The organism is Salipiger mangrovisoli (genome assembly GCF_015223355.1).
Lineage (GTDB): Bacteria > Pseudomonadota > Alphaproteobacteria > Rhodobacterales > Rhodobacteraceae > Salipiger > Salipiger mangrovisoli.
On sequence record NZ_JADFFK010000010.1, the window covers coordinates 42,269 to 59,812 of the forward strand.

The window sequence follows — 17,544 nt, forward strand, 5'->3', positions numbered from 1 at the left end:
CGTTCCATGACGCCTGCATATGCGGCGAAGGTTTTCGATTTCGCTAATCGTCCCCGAAAAATACGGCGAATTGAGCGACGTCGCGGTATACGGTTGCATACCGATCTTCCCTCCCACCGGCAAACGCGCTACATGCGGCGCAGCCGACTCAGCCATCGAAAGGGACACCCATGTCGAAGATCAAGGTCGAGAACCCCATCGTCGAAATGGACGGGGACGAGATGACCCGGATCATCTGGGACTTCATCAAGAAGAAACTGATCCTGCCGTATCTGGACGTCGATCTGCTCTATTACGATCTGGGGATCGAGGAGCGCGACCGCACCGAGGACCAGATCACCATCGACGCGGCCGAGAAGACCCGCGAGATCGGCGTGGCCGTCAAATGCGCCACGATCACCCCCGACGAGGCGCGGGTCGAGGAATTCGGCCTCAAGAAGATGTGGCGCTCGCCCAACGGCACGATCCGCAACATCCTCGGCGGCGTGGTGTTCCGCCAGCCGATCATCTGCCGCAACGTGCCGCGCCTGGTGCCCGGCTGGACCCGGCCCATCGTCATCGGCCGCCACGCCTTCGGCGACCAGTACAAGGCCACCGACTTCACCTTCCCCGGCGCCGGCACGCTGACGATGAAATTCGTCGGCGAGGACGGCACGGTGATCGAGAAGGAGGTCTACCAGGCCCCCTCCGCCGGCGTCTACCAGGCGATGTACAACCTCGACAGCTCGATCATCGACTTCGCCCGCGCCTCGTTCAACTACGGGCTGATGATGGGCTGGCCGGTGTACCTCTCGACCAAGAACACCATCCTCAAGGCCTATGACGGGCGCTTCAAGGACCTCTTCCAGAAGGTCTACGAGGAAGAGTTCGAGGCCGAGTTCAAGAAGAAGAAAATCTGGTACGAACACCGGCTGATCGACGACATGGTGGCCTGCGCCATGAAGTGGAACGGCGGCTTCGTCTGGGCCTGCAAGAACTACGATGGCGACGTGCAGTCCGACACCGTGGCGCAGGGCTTCGGCTCGCTCGGCCTGATGACCTCGCAGCTGATGACCCCCGACGGCAAGATCGTCGAGGCCGAGGCGGCGCATGGCACGGTCACCCGCCACTACCGCCAGCACCAGGCGGGCCAGGCGACCTCGACCAACTCCATCGCCTCGATCTTCGCCTGGACCGGCGGCCTCAAGCACCGCGCCAAGCTCGATGCCAACGCGCAGCTGATGAGCTTCGCCGAGACGCTCGAGAAGGTGGTCGTGCAGACCGTTGAGTCGGGCTGGATGACCAAGGATCTGGCGCTGCTCGTCGGGCCGGACCAGAAGTGGCTCACCACCATGGGCTTCCTCGAGAAGGTCGACGAGAACCTCAACAAGGCCCTCGCCGCGGCCTGAACCCGCCGCCAAGCAACTGATATCACGGTCGGTCCTTCGGGGCCGGCCGTCTTTGTTTCTGCCTCATTTGCAGGCAGACCGCGCCGCTGACGCTGCGCTGCAGCGACTGCCCCCTTGACCTTGCCCATAAAGGTCAGCATCCCTGCCCCATGCTGCTTCTCGATAGCCCCCCTCCTGATCGACATACGCTGTGGGAAGACGTCCACGGCATCCTCGTCGGCACCACGCTCGTGGCGCTGGGGATCCAGTTCCTGCGCGCCTCGGGGCTGTTCACCGGGCAGATCGCCGGTCTGGCGCTGGTGCTCGGCGAACCCTTGGGGATGCGCTTCGGCCCGCTTTTCTTCCTGCTCAACGCCCCCTTCTACATCCTCGCAGTGAAGCAGCTCGGCTGGCGCTTCACCATCAAGAGCTTCATCTCGGTGGTGCTGATGTCGAGCATGGTGGACCTCATGCCGCTCGGCCTGCATGTCGAGGTTTCGCCGCCAATGGCCGCCGCGCTCTTCGGCGTCTGCGCCGGGATCGGGCTGCTCTCGCTCTTCCGCCACGGCGCGACACTGGGCGGAGTGGGTATCGTGGCGCTCTGGCTGCAGGACACGCGCGGGATCAAGGCCGGCTGGATCCAGCTCGGCTTCGACCTTCTGGTCTTCGCGTCTTCCTTCCTGTTCTTTGCGCCAATGCAGGTGATCTGGTCGCTGCTCGGCGCGATCATCCTCAACGCGCTGATCGCCATCAACCACCGCCGCGACCGCTACATCGCCCGCTCCTGACCGGCGCTTTTCACGCTGGCATCCGAAGGCGGGCGGTGGCACTCAGGGCCGAGTATCCAGCCCGAGGCCCCGAAATGCGCGCGTTTTCATTGTTCCCAAAATACGCAGGCGCGCCTTCGGGCCGCGCGAAGCACTCTGCGCGGGGCACCACATGCCCGCGCTGATGCTGCAGGGCACCGGCTCGAACGTCGGCAAGTCGGTGCTTGTGGCGGGGCTCTGCCGGGCGGCGCTGAAGCGTGGCATCAAGGTGGCGCCGTTCAAGCCGCAGAACATGTCGAACAACGCCGCCGTCACCGTCGACGGCGGCGAAATCGGCCGGGCGCAGGCCCTGCAGGCCAGGGCCTGCGGTCTCGAGCCGATGACCGACATGAACCCGGTGTTGTTGAAGCCCGAAACCGACATGGGCGCGCAGGTGATCCTTCAGGGCAAGCGCATCGCCACAACCCAGGCGCGCGATTACGGTGGGCTGCGGCCGCGACTCCTGGCCGGGGTTCTGGAAAGCTTCGAGCGCCTGAAGGCGTCGCACGATCTGGTGCTGGTCGAGGGCGCGGGCAGTCCCGCCGAGGTCAACCTGCGCGCCCGCGACATCGCCAACATGGGCTTCGCGCGGGCCGCGGAAGTGCCCGTCGTCCTGGCTGGCGACATCGACCGGGGCGGCGTCATTGCGCAGATCGTCGGCACGCAGGCGGTCATCGATGCCGCGGATGCCGAGATGGTAAAAGGCTTCCTGATCAACAAGTTCCGCGGCGATCCTCGACTTTTCGATGACGGCTACGCGCGGATTGAGCAGAGCACGGGCTGGCGCGGATTCGGCGTGCTGCCGTGGTTCCGCGACGCGCATCTTCTGCCTGCCGAGGATGCGCTCGACCTGCCGCGCCGCAGCCGCGAAGACGGGCTCAAGGTGGTCTGTCTCGCCCTCTCGCGGATCGCCAATTTCGACGATCTTGATCCGCTGGCACAGGAGCCGGGGGTGTCTTTGGCGATGATCGCACCGGGCGAGGTGATCCCCGGTGACGCCGACCTGGTGATTTTGCCCGGCAGCAAATCCACCCGCGGCGATCTCGCCTTCCTGCGCGCGCAGGGGTGGGATGTCGATCTTGCCGCCCACGTCCGGCGCGGCGGCCACGTGCTCGGCATCTGCGGCGGCTACCAGATGCTCGGGCGCAGCATCTCCGATCCGCTGGGCATCGAGGGACCGGCGGGCAGCGATGCGGGCCTCGGGCTGCTGGCGGTCGACACGGTGATGACCGCGGACAAGCGCCTGACCCGCGTCTCGGCAACCCATGCCGCGAGCGGGCTGCCGCTGGAGGGTTACGAGATCCACATCGGGCACAGCGAGGGCACCGACTGCACCCGCCCCTTTGCCTATCTGGACGGCATGCCCGAAGGTGCGCGCTCGGCCGATGGCCGCATCACCGGCAGCTACCTGCACGGGCTTTTCGCCGACGATGCCTTCCGCACAGCCTGGCTGGCGGGGCTCGGCGTGGCGGCGGGCGGGCTTCGCTACGGCGCGAAGGTGGACGCGGTGCTCGATGCGCTGGCCGAGCACATGCAGGCGCATCTTGACGTGCCGGGGCTGTTGGCACTGGCGCGCTGACGGGACCCAAACGCCCGGCGCCCCCCGGTCCTCCCGGAGGGCGCCTCGACACCTTTGCCGGTGGTCAGCCCGCCTGCGTCACGGCCCGCTTGGTCAGCACGCCGATCAGATGCGCGCGGTAGGCCGCCGAGCCGTGCAGGTCGGTCATCAGCCCGTCGGCTCCGACCGCCAGCCCGTCCAGCGCCGCCGCCGAGAAATCGCCCGAGAGCGCGGCCTCGGCCTCGGTCCAGCGGAACACGCCGTCTTCCGAGGCGCCGGTGACCGCCACGCGCACGCCGTCAGCGAACTTGGCGACGAACACCCCGACCAGCGCGAAGCGCGAGGCGGGCTGCTCGAACTTGATGTAGGCGGCCTTCTCGGGGATCCGGAATTTCACCGCGGTGATGATCTCGCCGTCCTCAAGCGCCGTGGTGAACAGCCCCTCGAAGAAGTCATCCGCCGCGATCTCGCGATTGCTCGTGACGATCGTCGCCCCGGAGGCCAGCGCCGCCGCCGGGTAGCAGGCCGCCGGATCGTTGTTGGCAAGGCTGCCGCCGACCGTGCCCCGGCTGCGCACCGCCGGATCACCGATATTGCCCGCGAGCGCCGCCAGCGCCGGATAGCTGGCCGCCACGTCCCGCGCCACGGTGCCATGCGGCGTACCGCCGCCGATGGTCACCGCGCCGCCCGAGCTCGACACGCCCTTGATCTCGTCGATCGAGGCAAGGCTCACCAGCACCGCGGGCGCCGCCAGCCGCTGCTTCAGCGAGGGGATCAGCGTTTGCCCGCCCCCGAGCGCCTGGGCCTCTTCCTCGCCGAGAGCACTTACCGCATCGGCCACGCTCTTCGGTCTTACGATCTCGAAGCTGTACATCTTCTTCCTCCTGGCGAAGGGCGAGCGGCCTCGCGCGGCGGCTCAACCCTTTCATCTTTCTCCAAATACTCACCTTCCCCGGCGCAAGATGCAAGCACCTCGGCCGGGGAAAGGCTCATCCCTGCATGGCTTGCCAGACGCGGTGCGGCGAGACCGGCATGTCGATATGCGCCACGTCGTGCCCGGCATGGTTCAAGGCATCGAGCACCGCGTTCACCACCGCCGGGGGCGAGCCGATCGCCCCGGCCTCGCCGCAGCCCTTCACCCCAAGCGGGTTGTGGGTGCAGGGCGTGGCGCAGCTGTGGTCGACCTTGTAGAACGGCACATCCGAGGCACGCGGCATGGCATAGTCCATGTAGCTGGCCGAGAGCAGCTGGCCGTCCGCGTCGTAGACGCAGGTCTCCAGCAGCGCCTGGCCAATGCCCTGCGCCAGCCCGCCGTGCACCTGCCCCTCGACGATCATCGGATTGACCACGTTGCCGAAATCATCGGCGGCGGCGAAGCGCTCGATGGTGACCTTGCCGGTCTCGGGATCGACCTCTACCTCGCAGGCATAGGCGCCGGCGGGATAGGTGAAGTTGGCCGGATCGTAGAACGCCGTCTCCTCCAGCCCCGGCTCGATCTCGGTGAGCGGGTAGTTGTGCGGCACGTAGGCGGCGAGCGTCACATCGCCCCAGGCCACCGACTTGTCGGTGCCCGCGACGGTGAACATGCCGTCCTTCAGCTCGATGTCACCCGCCGAGGCCTCCATCAGGTGGGCCGCGATCTTCTTGGCCTTGTTGATGATCTTCTCGGTGGCGCGGACCATGGCAGAGCCGCAGACCGCAAGCGAGCGCGAACCGTAGGTGCCCATGCCGAAGGGGATTTTCGAGGTGTCGCCGTGGACGATCTCGATCATGCTCTCGTCGATGCCGAGCATGTCGGCCACCACCTGCGGGAAGGCGGTCTCATGCCCCTGCCCGTGGCTGTGCGCGCCGACCATGACCGAGATCGAGCCGGTGGCGTTCACCCGCACGGTCGCGGCATCGTAGAGCCCCGCACGCGCCCCGAGCTGTCCCACGAGGTTCGACGGCGCGATGCCGCAGGCCTCGATGTAGCAGTTGACGCCAAATCCGCGCAGCTTGCCCTTGGCCTCGCTCTCGGCCCGCCGCGCCGCGAAGCCGGGGATGTCGATCATCTCTTCCAGCTTGTCCATCGTCGCGACGTAGTTGCCGGTGTCGTATTCCACCGCCACCGGGGTCGCATAGGGGAAGCTGTCGATGAAGTTCTGACGCCGCAGCTTGATCGGATCGACACCCAGTTCCCGCGCCGCCTTGTCGACCAGCCGCTCGAGCTGGAAGGTCGCCTCGGGCCGGCCCGCACCGCGGTAGGCATCGACCGGCACGGTGTTGGTGAACACCGCCTTGACGTTCACCTGGATCGCCGGGGTCTTGTAGTTGCCGGCCATCAGCGTGCCGTGCAGCCAGGTCGGCACCGAGCTGGCGAAGGTCGAGAGGTACGCCCCCATGTTTGCCAGCGTGTCGGTGCGCAGGCCGATGAAGTTGTTGTCCGCGTCCAGCGCCAGCTCGATCTTCGTGACGTGATCCCGGCCATGGGCGTCGGACATGAAGGCCTCGGAGCGGGTCGAGGTCCACTTGACGGGCCGGTTGATCTGCCGCGCGGCGAAGGTGACGAAGGCCTCTTCGGCGTAGTGGAAGATCTTCGTGCCGAAGCCGCCGCCCACGTCCGGCGCGACCACCCGCAGCTTGTGCTCGGGGATGCCGAGCACGAAGGCGCCCATCAGCAGGCGGATCACATGCGGGTTCTGCGAGGTGGTGTAGAGCGTGCTCTCGTCACCCGCGCGGGCATATTCCGCCAGCGCGACGCGCGGCTCCATCGGATTGGCGACAAGGCGGTTGTTCACCAGTTCCAGCGTGGTGACATGCGCCGCCGAGGCAAAGGCCGCCTCCACCGTCGCCGTGTCCGAGCCGAACTGCCAGTCGTAGCAGAGGTTGCCCGGCAGATCGTCGTGCACCCTGGCCGAGCCGCCTTCCAGCGCGCCCCGCATGTCGACGACCGCCGGAAGCTCCTCGATCTCGAGCTCGATCGCCTCGGCGGCGTCGCGCGCCTGCTCCAGCGTCTCGGCCACCACCGCGCAGATCGGCTCGCCCACATGGCGCACCTTGCCCTGCGCCAGCACCGGATGTGGCGGCTCCTGCATCGGATCGCCGTTCTTGTCGGTGACCTGCCAACCGCAGGGCAGCCCGCCGATACCCTCGAAATCCTTGCCGGTGAAGATCCGCACCACGCCCGGCATGGCCTCGGCGGCGCTGGTGTCGATGCTGGTGATCTTGCCATGCGCCACGTCCGAGCGCAGGAAGTGGCAGTAGGTCTGCCCGTAGACGTTGATGTCGTCGGTATACTTGCCGGCCCCGGTCAGGAAGCGCACGTCCTCGCGCCGCTTCTGGGCCGCTCCGATGCCATGATCCTTCGGCATGGGGTTCTCCTCCCTCATATGCCGGCGGGCCAGAACCGTCGCAACGGCCTTGCACCGCCTTCAACTCTCCACCCGGCCGCCGCCGTGGCCGCCGGTCCTCCCGTCACCGGCGGCGGTCTCCCGTCCACCCCCGGTCGTCAAAGGCGCTGCGCCGCGCCCTTCCGTGTCCTGCAAATACGCAGAGCCGGACGTCACCTCACGTCCCGCCCGCCTCACTCGGCGGCGATGCTGCTCACATCCTGCCCGCTCGCGGCCATGATCGCCTTGACGATGTTGTGATAGCCGGTGCAGCGGCAGATGTTGCCCTCGAGGTAGTGCCGGATCTCGGCCTCGGTCGGCTTGGGGGTTTCCTTCAGCAGCGCCGCCGCCGACATCACCATGCCAGGCGTGCAGAAGCCGCACTGAAGCCCGTGGTGATCCTGGAACGCCTGCTGGATCACGTTGAGCGAGCCGTCGGCATTGGCCTGCCCCTCGATCGTGGCGATCTCGGCGCCGTCGCATTCGGCGGCGAAGATGGTGCAGCCCTTCACGTTCGCGCCGTTGACGTGAATGTTGCAGGCGCCGCACTGCGAGGTGTCGCAGCCGACGTGGGTGCCGGTCAGATGCAGTTCGTCACGCAGAAACTCGGTCATGAGCATGTTGCCCCTGACCTCCTTCGAGACGGTCTTGCCGTTCACCGTCATCGTTACCTTGGTCATACGTTCCCTCCCTGGGATGACTGTTCGGTTGTCGGTCGGCCTCACTCTGGCACGGGTGTCAGCCCGAAACCATCCGTTTGAACCAGCCTTTCTTCTTACCCTCTGCCGCCGCCTCGCCCTCGGCCTCCGGCGCATCTTCGGGCTCTGCGGGTCCCTCCACCGCGTCCTGGAGGTTGGTGAAGAACTGGTCGGCCATCTTCTTCGCGAACCCGTCGATGATCCGGCTGCCGAGCTGTGCGAGCTTGCCGCCGACCTTGGCATCGACGTCGTAGGTCAGCTCGGTGCCGCCCTCGACCTCCTTGAAGCTGACATTCGCCCCGCCCTTGGCAAAGCCCGCCGCGCCGCCCTTGCCCTCGCCCGAAAGCGTCACCGTCTCGGGCTCGGCCATGTTCGACAGGGTCACCATCCCCTTGAAGGTGGCCTTCACCGGGCCGACCTTCTGCACCACGGTGGCCTCGAAGCCCTCTTCGGCGGTGCCGGTCAGTTCGGTGCAGCCGGGCACGCAGGCCTTCAGCACCTCGGGGTTCAGGATCGCGGCCCAGACCACCTCGCGCGGGGCCTTGATCACGCGGGTATCGCTCATCTGCATGGATCTTGTCCTCTCTGCTGGCGCTCGAACCTCCGAGACCGCGGCACCCGGCCCGCTAGGCTCCGGGGCGCAGCCGATCCTCCTCCATGTCCGCGCGCGACATTGCTTTTCCCTGCGGAGGATTGCGCCTATTTCCAGACTTCGCAACCCCGTATCCGAAGACCAGTCCCTGGAGGGCCCGAAAGCGGCGGCGGGCGTCGGGGCCGGCGGAGCGGGATCGGGAAGGCGCGAGCCGGTTGAGCGGGCGGACGGTCGGCGGCCCGCCCGGCCGCCTCAGCGCCTCGGCGGGATGGCGTAGGTCAGCGAGGCATGGGCGACCGGAGCGCGGCCACCTTCCGAGTAGAGCAGCACATCGGTCACGCTGAGGCTGCGCCCCAGCTTCAGCACCCGCGCCTCGGCCAGCAGGTCGCTCCCCGCCTCGGGCTTGCGCATGAAGTCGATCGAGCAATGCGTCGTCACGGTCAGCGCCTCGCGTCCGATCCGCGCCAGCGTCGCCACATAGGCCGCCACATCCGCCAGCGCGAACATCGACGGCCCCGAGACGGTCCCCCCGGGGCGCAGGTGCTGATCACCGGTGATCAGCCGCATGACCAGCAGGTCCTCGTCCATGCGGTCGATGGCGAACATCCCCTCGACCTGCGGGAAAACCTCCGACAGGAAGCCGGTCATCTCCGGAATGGTGAAATGCAGCGCCATGCAACCTCCCGCCTCTTTCGCCCCTCATCTCCGCTGGTTAGGCTGCCCGCTAGGATGGAGGAGGACAAGATGTCAATTCTGGAACGTCACGACACCGGGCCGGTCGCGCACCTGCGTCTGAACGCCCCCGAGCGGCTCAACCCGCTGTCGGATGCCATGCTGGCCGCGCTGCAGGCGCAGATCGACGCGCTCGGAGAGGATCAGACGATCCGGGCCGTGGTGATCTCGGGCGCGGGCAAGGCCTTCTGCGCCGGCCACGACCTGCGCGAGATGCAGGCCGGTCGGCAGGCCGACGACAAGGGCGCCGCCTATTTCGCCGCGCTCTTCGAACGCTGCGCCAAGGTGATGACCGGGCTGACCCGCCTGCCCCAGCCGGTGATCGCGCAGGTCCATGGCATCGCCGCCGCCGCCGGCTGCCAGCTGGTCGCCAGCTGCGACATGGCGGTCGCCGCCGAGGACGCGCGCCTTGCCGTCAACGGCGTGAACATCGGCCTTTTCTGCGCGACACCGATGGTTGCCCTGACCCGCAACCTGCCGCGCAAGATGGCTTTCGAAATGCTCACCACCGGGCGGTTCATCGGTGCTGCCGAGGCGCGGGACCTGGGTCTGGTCAACCGGGTCGTGCCCGCGGCGGAGCTGCCTGCGGCGACCCTGGCGCTGGCGGAAAGCGCCGCCTCGAAGCTGCCGCAGGCGGTGCGCATCGGCAAGCGGACCTTCTACGCGCAGGCGGAGCTGCCCTTGGACGAGGCCTACCGCCTGGCCGGCCAGGCGATGGTCGAAAACATGCTCGAGCGCGACACCGACGAGGGGATCTCGGCCTTTCTCGGCAAGCGCAAACCCGACTGGAGCGCCTGAGCCTGCGGCGGAAAGCCGCTGATCTTCGTGAGTTTTCCGGAACCGATGCGGCGGACGCGCGCGTTCTCTGCGTATAACTCCGCACCACGTCAAGGAGAGCAGCATGTTGCGTACCCTCACTTTCGCGGCCCTGTCGGCCGCCGTCCTCGTTTCCCCCATGGCGGCCAGCGCCGGCAACAACGGCTGCCCTCCGGGCCTGGCCAAGAAGAACGCGGCCTGCATGCCGCCGGGCCAGTACAAGAAGCTCGACCAGCGTCACCACGACCGCGACCATGATCGCGACCGGGATGAGGTGCACTACCATCGCTATGACCGAGGCGAGCGCATCCGCGACAACTACATCGTCATCCGCGATCCGGGCCGCTACCAGCTCGATCCGCGCCGCACTTATTACAACGTCGATGACTACGTCTACCGCGTCGACCCGGACACCGGGGCGGTGCTCGACATCATCGGCGGCATCGCGCAGCTGGCGAGGTAACCCGCACCGGGGGGCTCTGCCCCCCGCACCCCCCGGGATATTTTCAACCTAGAAGAAAAGGGGACCGGCGCTCATGCGAGCGACCGGTCCTTCTTCTCTTTTAAAATACGCATCACCCCGCCCAGGACGGCGGCGCTGCGCCGCTATTCCGCGGCGACCTTGCCGGGCCGCAGCATCGGCTTGAGATAATGCCCGGTGTGCGAGCGCCCGACTTCGGCCACTTCCTCCGGCGTGCCGGTGGCGACGATCTCGCCGCCGCCGTTACCGCCCTCGGGGCCGATGTCGATGATGTGGTCGGCAGTCTTGATCACGTCGAGGTTGTGCTCGATCACCACCACGGTGTTGCCCTGCTCCACCAACTCGTGCAGCACCTCGAGCAGCTTGCGCACGTCCTCGAAATGCAGGCCCGTGGTCGGCTCGTCGAGGATGTAGAGCGTGCGGCCCGTCGAGCGTTTCGCCAGTTCCTTCGACAGCTTCACCCGCTGCGCCTCGCCGCCCGAAAGGGTCGTCGCCTGCTGGCCGACCTTCACGTAGCTGAGGCCGACGCGCATCAGCGCATCCATCTTCTCGCGGATCGAGGGCACGGACTGGAAGAACTCCTGCGCCTCTTCCACTGTCATATCAAGCACATCGGCGATGCTCTTGCCCTTGAAGTGGATCTCCAGAGTTTCGCGGTTGTAGCGCTGGCCCTTGCAGGTTTCGCATTCGACGTAGACGTCGGGCAGGAAGTGCATCTCGATCTTGATCAGACCGTCGCCCTGGCAGGCCTCGCAGCGGCCGCCCTTGACGTTGAAGCTGAAGCGGCCAGGCTTGTAACCGCGCGCCTTGGCCTCGGGGAGCCCGGCGAACCAGTCGCGGATCGGGGTGAAGGCACCGGTGTAGGTCGCGGGGTTCGAGCGCGGCGTGCGGCCGATCGGGCGCTGGTCGATGTCGATGACCTTGTCGAGATACTCGAAGCCCTTGATCGTCTCGCAGGGCGCCGGGGTCTCGCGCGCGCCATTGAGCCGCATTGCGGCGTTCTTGTAGAGCGTCTCGATGGTCAGCGTCGACTTGCCGCCGCCCGAGACGCCGGTGACACAGACGAACTTGCCCAGCGGGAACTCGGCGGTCACCTCCTTGAGGTTGTTGCCGGTCGCCTTGACCACCTTCAGGGTCTTGCCGTTGCCCTTGCGGCGCTCGCTCGGCACGGCGATCTCGCGCGTGCCGGCGAGATACTGGCCGGTGAGGCTGGCGGCATCGTCCGAGATCATCTGCGGCGTGCCGTGGCTGACCACCTGGCCGCCGTGCACCCCGGCGCCCGGGCCGATGTCGAAGACGTAATCGGCCTGGCGGATCATGTCCTCGTCATGCTCGACGACGATCACCGTGTTGCCCTGGTCGCGCAGCGACTTCAGCGTGCCGATCAGCCGGTCGTTGTCGCGCTGGTGCAGGCCGATCGACGGCTCGTCGAGCACGTAGAGCACGCCGGTCAGCCCCGAGCCAATCTGCGAGGCGAGACGGATGCGCTGGCTCTCGCCGCCCGAGAGCGTGCCGGCCGAGCGCGACATGGTCAGATACTCGAGCCCGACGTTGTTGAGGAAGCCGAGCCGCTCGCGGATCTCCTTGAGGATGGCGCGGGCGATCTCGTTCTTCTGCCCCGAGAGCGCGGCGGGCACGGTCTCGATCCACGCGTGCGCCTCGCGGATCGACATCTGCACCACCTGGCCGACGTGCAGGCGGGCGTCCTTGGGACCGATCTTCACCGCCAGCGCCTCGGGGCGCAGACGGTAGCCGCCACAGGCGCCGCAGGGGCGGTTGTTCTGGTAGCGCTCGAACTCCTCGCGCACCCAGGCGCTGTCGGTCTCGCGGTAGCGGCGCTGCATATTGGGGATCACCCCCTCGAAGGCGCGGGTCACCTGGTAGACGCGGCCGCCCTCGTCGTAGCGGAAGGGGATCTCCTCCTTGCCCGAGCCGTGCAGGAAGACGTCCTGAACCTGTCGCGGCAGGTCCTTCCAGCGGGCGTTCTTGTTGAACCCGTAGTGCTTGGCGATCGACTCGATGGTCTGCAGGAAATAGGGCGACTTGCCCTTGCGCCAGGGCGCGATGGCGCCGTCGGCGACCTTCAGCGTCACATCGGGGACCACCAGCTGCTCGTCGAAGAACAGCTCGACGCCGAGCCCGTCACAGTCCGGGCAAGCACCGACCGGGGCGTTGAAGGAGAAGAGGCGCGGCTCGATCTCGGAGATGGTGAAGCCGCTGACCGGGCAGGAGAAATTCTCGGAGAAGGTGATCCGCTCGGGATCCCCTTCGCCTTCGCGCGGCGCGGTTTCCAGCACGGCGATGCCGGACGCGAGATCGAGCGCGGTGCGGAAGCTGTCGGCGAGGCGCGTCTCGAGCCCCTCGCGCACCACGATGCGGTCGACCACCACGTCGATGTCGTGGCGGAACTTCTTGTCGAGGGTCGGCGGCTCGTCGAGCTCGTAGAACTCGCCATCCACCTTCACCCGCTGGAAGCCCTGCTTGCGCAGCTCGAGGAATTCCTTGCGGTACTCCCCCTTGCGGTCGCGGATGATCGGCGCGAGCAGGTAGCCGCGCGTGCCCTCCTCCAGCGCCATCACGCGGTCGACCATGTCCTGCACCTGCTGCGCCTCGATGGGCAGGCCGGTGGCCGGGCTGTAGGGCGTGCCGACGCGGGCGAAGAGCAGGCGCAGGTAGTCGTAGATCTCGGTGACCGTGCCGACGGTCGAGCGCGGGTTCTTCGAGGTGGTCTTCTGCTCGATGGAGATCGCCGGCGACAGGCCGGAGATGTGGTCGACGTCGGGCTTTTCCATCATGTCGAGGAACTGCCGCGCATAGGCCGAGAGCGACTCGACGTAGCGCCGCTGACCCTCGGCGTAGATCGTGTCGAAGGCGAGCGAGGACTTGCCCGAGCCCGACAGGCCGGTGATCACCACCAGCTCGTCGCGGGGGATGTCGACGTCGATGTTCTTGAGATTGTGCTCGCGCGCGCCGCGCACTTCGATCTGCTTCAGCTCTGGCATGAGACCCTCGGGAAAGGAACGCCCCTACACATAGGCGAAACGCCCCGGATCGCAATGGGTAAATGAGAACTTAAGCGGAACATGCAGGGCGGGAATGCGCCTTTGCATCCTATCGAGTCTGCGCGCGGGTGTGGAGCAACTCTCTTCGAAGAGAGTTGCAAAAGCCTTCGAAGGCTTTTGCGGTGCTCAACGGTAGCGCAGGGAGATGCCGTCCGCGAAGAGATGTACCTTCGCGGGCTCGGCGTTCAGCCCGACCTCCGTGCCGCGCAAGCCCTTGTGGATGCCGGGAAGCTTGGCGATCAGCGCCTCCTTGCAGCCGGGCTGCGGCTCGAAGTGCAGCAGGGTCACCTCCCCGAGCGCCTCGGTCAGCGCGACCTTGCCGGTGAACACCGGCCGGCCCGAGGCGACGGTGAAATCCTCCGGGCGGATGCCCACGTTGACCCGCAGCCCCATGTCCGCATCGCGGGTGGGCACATCCGAGACGGCGGTGCCGCCGGTCTGCAGTGTCACGGTGGTCTGCGGCCCGGTGCCGGTCACCTCGCCCGCCAGCATGTTCATCGCCGGGGAGCCGATGAACTGCGCGACGAACTCGCTGTTCGGGGTCTCGTAGAGCTCGAGCGGCGATCCGACCTGCGCGATGCCCTTGTTGGCCAGCACGACGATGCGGTCTGCCAGCGTCATCGCCTCGACCTGGTCGTGGGTGACGTAGATCATCGTGCGGTCGGGAAGCTTTTCCTTCAGCTGGGCGATCTCGATCCGGGTCGCCACGCGCAGCGCCGCGTCGAGGTTCGACAGTGGCTCGTCGAAAAGGAACACCTTGGGGTCGCGCACGATGGCGCGGCCGATGGCGACACGCTGGCGCTGCCCGCCCGAGAGCGCCTTGGGCAGGCGGTCGAGATAGGGCTCAAGCTGCAGCATCTTCGCGGCGCGCTCGACCGAGGCGGCGATCTCCTCCTTGCTCTTCTTGGCGATCTGCAAGGCGAAGGACATGTTGTCGCGCACGGTCATGTGCGGGTAGAGCGCGTAGCTCTGGAACACCATGGCGATGCCGCGCTGCGCGGGCGGCACGTCATTGACCACCTGCCCGTCGATCTCCAGCGTGCCGCCGCTGATCCGCTCGAGCCCGGCGATCATCCGCAGCAGCGTGGACTTGCCGCAGCCCGAGGGGCCGACGAAGACGATGAGCTCGCCTGCGGTGACGTCGAGGTCGATGTTCTTCAGCACCTCGACGGTGCCGCCGTAGACTTTGCCGACATCGGTGAGTTTCAGGTCTGCCATCGTCTCCGCTCCCCCTATCCTTCCTGTTTGCCGATCACATGCGCAATGCCAGCGCGGGCTGCCAGGGCCCGAGGTGGAACTTTCCATCCGGCGCGGTGCCGGTCGAGCCGAGCTCGACGCCGACCTGTTGCCACTTGCCCGCGGGCGCGTCGATCGCCGCCGGTTCCGGCCCGATGTTGAAGGCGCAGAACAGCTCTTCCTTGTCGTCGCGGCGCAGGAAACTGAGCACGGTGCCCTCGGTCTTCAGATCGGCGATCTCGCCCTTGGCGAGCGCCGAATGCGCGTGGCGGAAGGCGATGGCGCGGCGGTAGTGGTGCAGGATCGCTGCCGGGTCCTTCTCCTGGTCCTCGACGGTCATCCGCAGGTGCTCGTGGCTCACCGGCAGCCAGGGCTGGCCCGAGGTGAAGCCGCCGTGATGTTCGTTCGGCTCCCAGACCATCGGCGTGCGGCAACCGTCGCGACCCTTGAAGGCGGGCCAGAACATGATCCCGTAGGGATCCTGCAGGTCCTCGAAGGCCAGCACCGCCTCAGGCAGCGCCAGTTCCTCGCCCTGGTAGATGCAGGCCGAGCCGCGCAGGCACATCATCAGCGTGGTGTAGAGCCGCGCCCCGGCGTCGCCGATGCCCCAGCGCGAGACGTGGCGCTCGACGTCGTGGTTCGAAAAGGCCCAGCAGGCCCAGCCGCCGCCCGCAACCTCGGCCACCTTGTCCATCACCTCCTTGACGTAGTCGGCGGTCGGCGCGCGCTTCGACAGCAGCTCGAAGGCGTAAGACATCTGCAGATGATCACTGCCCGAGGTGTACTCGCCCAGCACCTCGAGCCCGCGCAGGTCCTCGCCGATCTCGCCCACGGCGGCGGCGTTGTAGCGGTCCATCAGCTTGCGCAGCTTGGCGAGGAACTCGAGGTTCTCGGGCTGGGTCTTGTCGTAGAGGTGTTCCTGCCAGGTGTAGGGGTTCACAGCGGGCGCGGTGATCGGGTTGCGCCGCTCGGGCGCCAGCGCCGGGTTGTCGCGCAGCTTCGCGTCGTGGACGTAGAAGTTCACCGTGTCGAGCCGGAAGCCGTTCACCCCCCGGTCGAGCCAGAACTGCGCCACGTCGAGCAGCGCCTGCTGCACCTGAGGCTCGTGGAAGTTCAGGTCCGGCTGCGAGGTCAGGAAGTTGTGCAGGTAGTACTGGCAGCGCGTGGTGTCCCATTGCCAGGCCGATCCGCCGAAGATCGACAGCCAGTTGTTCGGCGGCGTGCCGTCGGGCTTGGCGTCGGCCCAGACGTACCAGTTGGCGCGGGCGTTGTCCTTGGACGAGCGGCTCTCTTCGAACCAGGGGTGCTGGTCCGAGCTGTGCGACATGACGAGGTCGATCAGCACCTTGATGCCCAGCCTGTGCGCGGTCTCGATCAGCGTGTCGAAGTCCGCAAGGCTGCCGAACATCGGATCGACATCGCAGTAGTCGCTGACGTCATAGCCGAAATCCTTCATCGGCGAGCGGAAGAACGGCGAGATCCAGACCGCGTCGACGCCCAGCGAGGCGATGTGCGGCAACCTGCGGGAGATGCCCAGCAGATCGCCGATGCCATCGCCGTTGCTGTCCTGGAAGCTGCGCGGGTAGACTTGGTAGATCACCGCGCCGCGCCACCAGTCACGGTCTTCCTTGGAGGGTACGGGGAGGGTGTTTTTGCTCATCAGACTGTTCTTTCGATCACTTCACGGAGCCTGCCAGCAGGCCGCGTACTAGGTATTTCTGCATGGCGAAGAAAACCACCAGCGGCACGACGATGGACACGAAGGCCGAGGTTGCAAGGATCTCCCATTGCCCCCCGCGCGAGCCCATCAGGTTGACCAGCCGGGCGGTCAGCACCAGCCGGTCGTCGTCGGTACCGAGGAAGACCAAGGCCACCAGCAGGTCGTTCCAGGTCCACAGGAACTGGAAGATCGCGAAGCTCGCCAGCGCCGGGAACGAGAGCGGCAGCACGATCTTGGTGAAAATCTGGAAGTCCGAGGCGCCATCGACCCGCGCGTTCTCGATGATGTCCTTGGGCAGGCCGACCATGTAGTTGCGCAGAAGGTAGATGGCGAGCGGCAGGCCGAAGCCGGTGTGCGCCAGCCAGACCCCGAGATAGCCCTTGCCGATGCCGATCGCGTTGTGCAGCTGCAAGAGCGGGATGAGCGCCAGCTGCAGCGGCACCACCAGCAGGGCCACCACCCCGGCGATCAGCAGCGCGCGGCCGGGGAATTCCATCCACGCGAGCGCATAGGCGGCGAAGGCGGCGACGAGGATCGGGATCACCGTCGCCGGGATCGCCACGGTCAGCGTGTTGAGGAAGGCCTGTCCGACCCCCGCCCCGGCGGTCGTGCCGAAGAGGACGTTGGAATAGTTCTCCAACGTGAACTCCGGCGGTGTGGTCGCCGTGGCAAAGACCCGTGGCAGGCGGCTGCCCTCGAAGCTCGCGGGGCCGCTCAGCCGGAACGCGCCTGTCTCGTCCACGGTCAGCTGCACGCCATCCTTCAACTCGGCAACCGCGCCGGGCTCGTAGGCCTCGGGTTCGCGCGACGAGGTGCCCCAGGCCGAGAGCCTGGTTTCGGCGGTGCCGAAAAGCGTGCCGTCGATGATGTAAAGACCGTCCTGCTGCTGCTCCTCGCCCTCGATGCGGATCGCCGGCAATTGGCCCTTCTGCGCCGAGAAGGCCGACCACCAGCCCGAGTTGCTGATCTGCTCGGCGGTCCGGAAGGACGACACCAGCAGGCCGACCGTCGGGAAGAGCCAGAGCGCGACCAGCAGCGCCACCGAGAGGTGCACCGCCCAGGTGAGCGTGGATTTCTGTCCTGCCATGCCTTCCATGTTCCGCCCTCC

General features: G+C 66.9%; 14 protein-coding genes. 5 read left to right on the top strand and 9 right to left on the bottom strand.

Annotation, left to right across the window (positions count from 1 at the left end):
- The first annotated feature begins 170 nt into the window (after positions 1-170).
- The 3 genes from IQ782_RS14355 to IQ782_RS14365 all read left to right on the top strand — a co-directional run bounded on the left by IQ782_RS14355 (position 171) and on the right by IQ782_RS14365 (position 3,752).
- A complete protein-coding gene (locus IQ782_RS14355) occupies positions 171-1,388 on the top strand; it encodes an NADP-dependent isocitrate dehydrogenase (protein WP_194135348.1) in 1,218 nt (405 codons plus the stop codon).
- 149 nt (positions 1,389-1,537) lie between these two features.
- Positions 1,538-2,155: a YitT family protein gene (locus IQ782_RS14360; RefSeq protein ID WP_194135349.1), complete on the top strand. Its 618-nt coding sequence runs from the start codon at positions 1,538-1,540 to the stop codon at positions 2,153-2,155.
- 151 nt (positions 2,156-2,306) lie between these two features.
- The gene (locus IQ782_RS14365) at positions 2,307-3,752 is read left to right on the top strand and encodes a cobyric acid synthase (RefSeq protein WP_194135350.1); all 1,446 of its coding nucleotides are present in this window, start codon (positions 2,307-2,309) and stop codon (positions 3,750-3,752) included.
- Positions 3,753-3,816: 64 nt separating this feature from the next.
- Here IQ782_RS14365 and IQ782_RS14370 read toward each other — a convergent pair whose 3' ends face one another.
- The 5 genes from IQ782_RS14370 to IQ782_RS14390 all read right to left on the bottom strand — a co-directional run bounded on the left by IQ782_RS14370 (position 3,817) and on the right by IQ782_RS14390 (position 9,064).
- Positions 3,817-4,605: an FAD binding domain-containing protein gene (locus tag IQ782_RS14370; RefSeq protein WP_194135351.1), complete on the bottom strand. Its 789-nt coding sequence runs from the start codon at positions 4,603-4,605 to the stop codon at positions 3,817-3,819.
- Between the two features lie 115 nt (positions 4,606-4,720).
- Positions 4,721-7,081: a xanthine dehydrogenase family protein molybdopterin-binding subunit gene (locus IQ782_RS14375; RefSeq protein ID WP_194135352.1), complete on the bottom strand. Its 2,361-nt coding sequence runs from the start codon at positions 7,079-7,081 to the stop codon at positions 4,721-4,723.
- A gap of 212 nt (positions 7,082-7,293) precedes the next feature.
- On the bottom strand, positions 7,294-7,779 hold the full coding sequence (locus IQ782_RS14380) for a (2Fe-2S)-binding protein (protein ID WP_194135353.1): 486 nt from the start codon (positions 7,777-7,779) through the stop codon (positions 7,294-7,296).
- Between the two features lie 58 nt (positions 7,780-7,837).
- Positions 7,838-8,368, bottom strand: coding sequence for an SRPBCC family protein (locus tag IQ782_RS14385; RefSeq protein ID WP_194135354.1), 531 nt, complete (start codon positions 8,366-8,368; stop codon positions 7,838-7,840).
- Positions 8,369-8,641: 273 nt separating this feature from the next.
- Complete coding sequence (locus IQ782_RS14390) at positions 8,642-9,064, bottom strand: PaaI family thioesterase (protein WP_194135355.1); 423 nt, start codon at positions 9,062-9,064, stop codon at positions 8,642-8,644.
- 54 nt (positions 9,065-9,118) lie between these two features.
- On the opposite strand from IQ782_RS14390, the gene IQ782_RS14395 reads away from it, so the two are divergent.
- Together IQ782_RS14395 and IQ782_RS14400 are read left to right on the top strand one after the other, a co-directional pair.
- Positions 9,119-9,919: an enoyl-CoA hydratase gene (locus tag IQ782_RS14395; RefSeq protein WP_277347856.1), complete on the top strand. Its 801-nt coding sequence runs from the start codon at positions 9,119-9,121 to the stop codon at positions 9,917-9,919.
- Between the two features lie 103 nt (positions 9,920-10,022).
- Positions 10,023-10,400 carry an excinuclease ABC subunit A gene (locus IQ782_RS14400; protein WP_194135357.1) on the top strand — a complete coding sequence of 126 codons (378 nt, stop codon included), beginning with the start codon at positions 10,023-10,025 and terminating at the stop codon, positions 10,398-10,400.
- A gap of 143 nt (positions 10,401-10,543) precedes the next feature.
- Here IQ782_RS14400 and uvrA read toward each other — a convergent pair whose 3' ends face one another.
- The 4 genes from uvrA to IQ782_RS14420 form a co-directional block, all read right to left on the bottom strand.
- Positions 10,544-13,420, bottom strand: coding sequence for an excinuclease ABC subunit UvrA (uvrA, locus tag IQ782_RS14405; RefSeq protein WP_194135358.1), 2,877 nt, complete (start codon positions 13,418-13,420; stop codon positions 10,544-10,546).
- A 186-nt stretch (positions 13,421-13,606) separates the two neighbouring features.
- Entirely contained in the window at positions 13,607-14,698 is a 1,092-nt protein-coding gene (locus IQ782_RS14410; protein ID WP_194135359.1) for an ABC transporter ATP-binding protein, read from the bottom strand.
- A 34-nt stretch (positions 14,699-14,732) separates the two neighbouring features.
- Positions 14,733-16,376, bottom strand: a complete 1,644-nt coding sequence (locus IQ782_RS14415; protein WP_194135360.1) for an alpha-glucosidase — start codon at positions 16,374-16,376, stop codon at positions 14,733-14,735.
- 16 nt (positions 16,377-16,392) lie between these two features.
- Positions 16,393-17,532, bottom strand: a complete 1,140-nt coding sequence (locus IQ782_RS14420; protein ID WP_194135361.1) for a carbohydrate ABC transporter permease — start codon at positions 17,530-17,532, stop codon at positions 16,393-16,395.
- Between the last annotated feature and the right edge of the window lie 12 nt (positions 17,533-17,544).

What these genes read in the sequence shown, in the direction of transcription:
- IQ782_RS14400 (WP_194135357.1), top strand. Translation starts at nt 10,023, where the DNA reads ATGTTGCGTACCCTCACTTTCGCGGCCCTGTCGGCCGCCGTCCTCGTT.
- IQ782_RS14395 (WP_277347856.1), top strand. Translation starts at nt 9,119, where the DNA reads ATGGAGGAGGACAAGATGTCAATTCTGGAACGTCACGACACCGGGCCG.
- uvrA (WP_194135358.1), bottom strand. Translation starts at nt 13,420, where the DNA reads ATGCCAGAGCTGAAGCAGATCGAAGTGCGCGGCGCGCGCGAGCACAAT.
- IQ782_RS14410 (WP_194135359.1), bottom strand. Translation starts at nt 14,698, where the DNA reads ATGGCAGACCTGAAACTCACCGATGTCGGCAAAGTCTACGGCGGCACC.
- IQ782_RS14370 (WP_194135351.1), bottom strand. Translation starts at nt 4,605, where the DNA reads ATGTACAGCTTCGAGATCGTAAGACCGAAGAGCGTGGCCGATGCGGTA.
- IQ782_RS14380 (WP_194135353.1), bottom strand. Translation starts at nt 7,779, where the DNA reads ATGACCAAGGTAACGATGACGGTGAACGGCAAGACCGTCTCGAAGGAG.
- IQ782_RS14355 (WP_194135348.1), top strand. Translation starts at nt 171, where the DNA reads ATGTCGAAGATCAAGGTCGAGAACCCCATCGTCGAAATGGACGGGGAC.
- IQ782_RS14385 (WP_194135354.1), bottom strand. Translation starts at nt 8,368, where the DNA reads ATGCAGATGAGCGATACCCGCGTGATCAAGGCCCCGCGCGAGGTGGTC.
- IQ782_RS14375 (WP_194135352.1), bottom strand. Translation starts at nt 7,081, where the DNA reads ATGCCGAAGGATCATGGCATCGGAGCGGCCCAGAAGCGGCGCGAGGAC.
- IQ782_RS14365 (WP_194135350.1), top strand. Translation starts at nt 2,307, where the DNA reads ATGCCCGCGCTGATGCTGCAGGGCACCGGCTCGAACGTCGGCAAGTCG.
- IQ782_RS14390 (WP_194135355.1), bottom strand. Translation starts at nt 9,064, where the DNA reads ATGGCGCTGCATTTCACCATTCCGGAGATGACCGGCTTCCTGTCGGAG.
- IQ782_RS14360 (WP_194135349.1), top strand. Translation starts at nt 1,538, where the DNA reads ATGCTGCTTCTCGATAGCCCCCCTCCTGATCGACATACGCTGTGGGAA.
- IQ782_RS14420 (WP_194135361.1), bottom strand. Translation starts at nt 17,532, where the DNA reads ATGGAAGGCATGGCAGGACAGAAATCCACGCTCACCTGGGCGGTGCAC.
- IQ782_RS14415 (WP_194135360.1), bottom strand. Translation starts at nt 16,376, where the DNA reads ATGAGCAAAAACACCCTCCCCGTACCCTCCAAGGAAGACCGTGACTGG.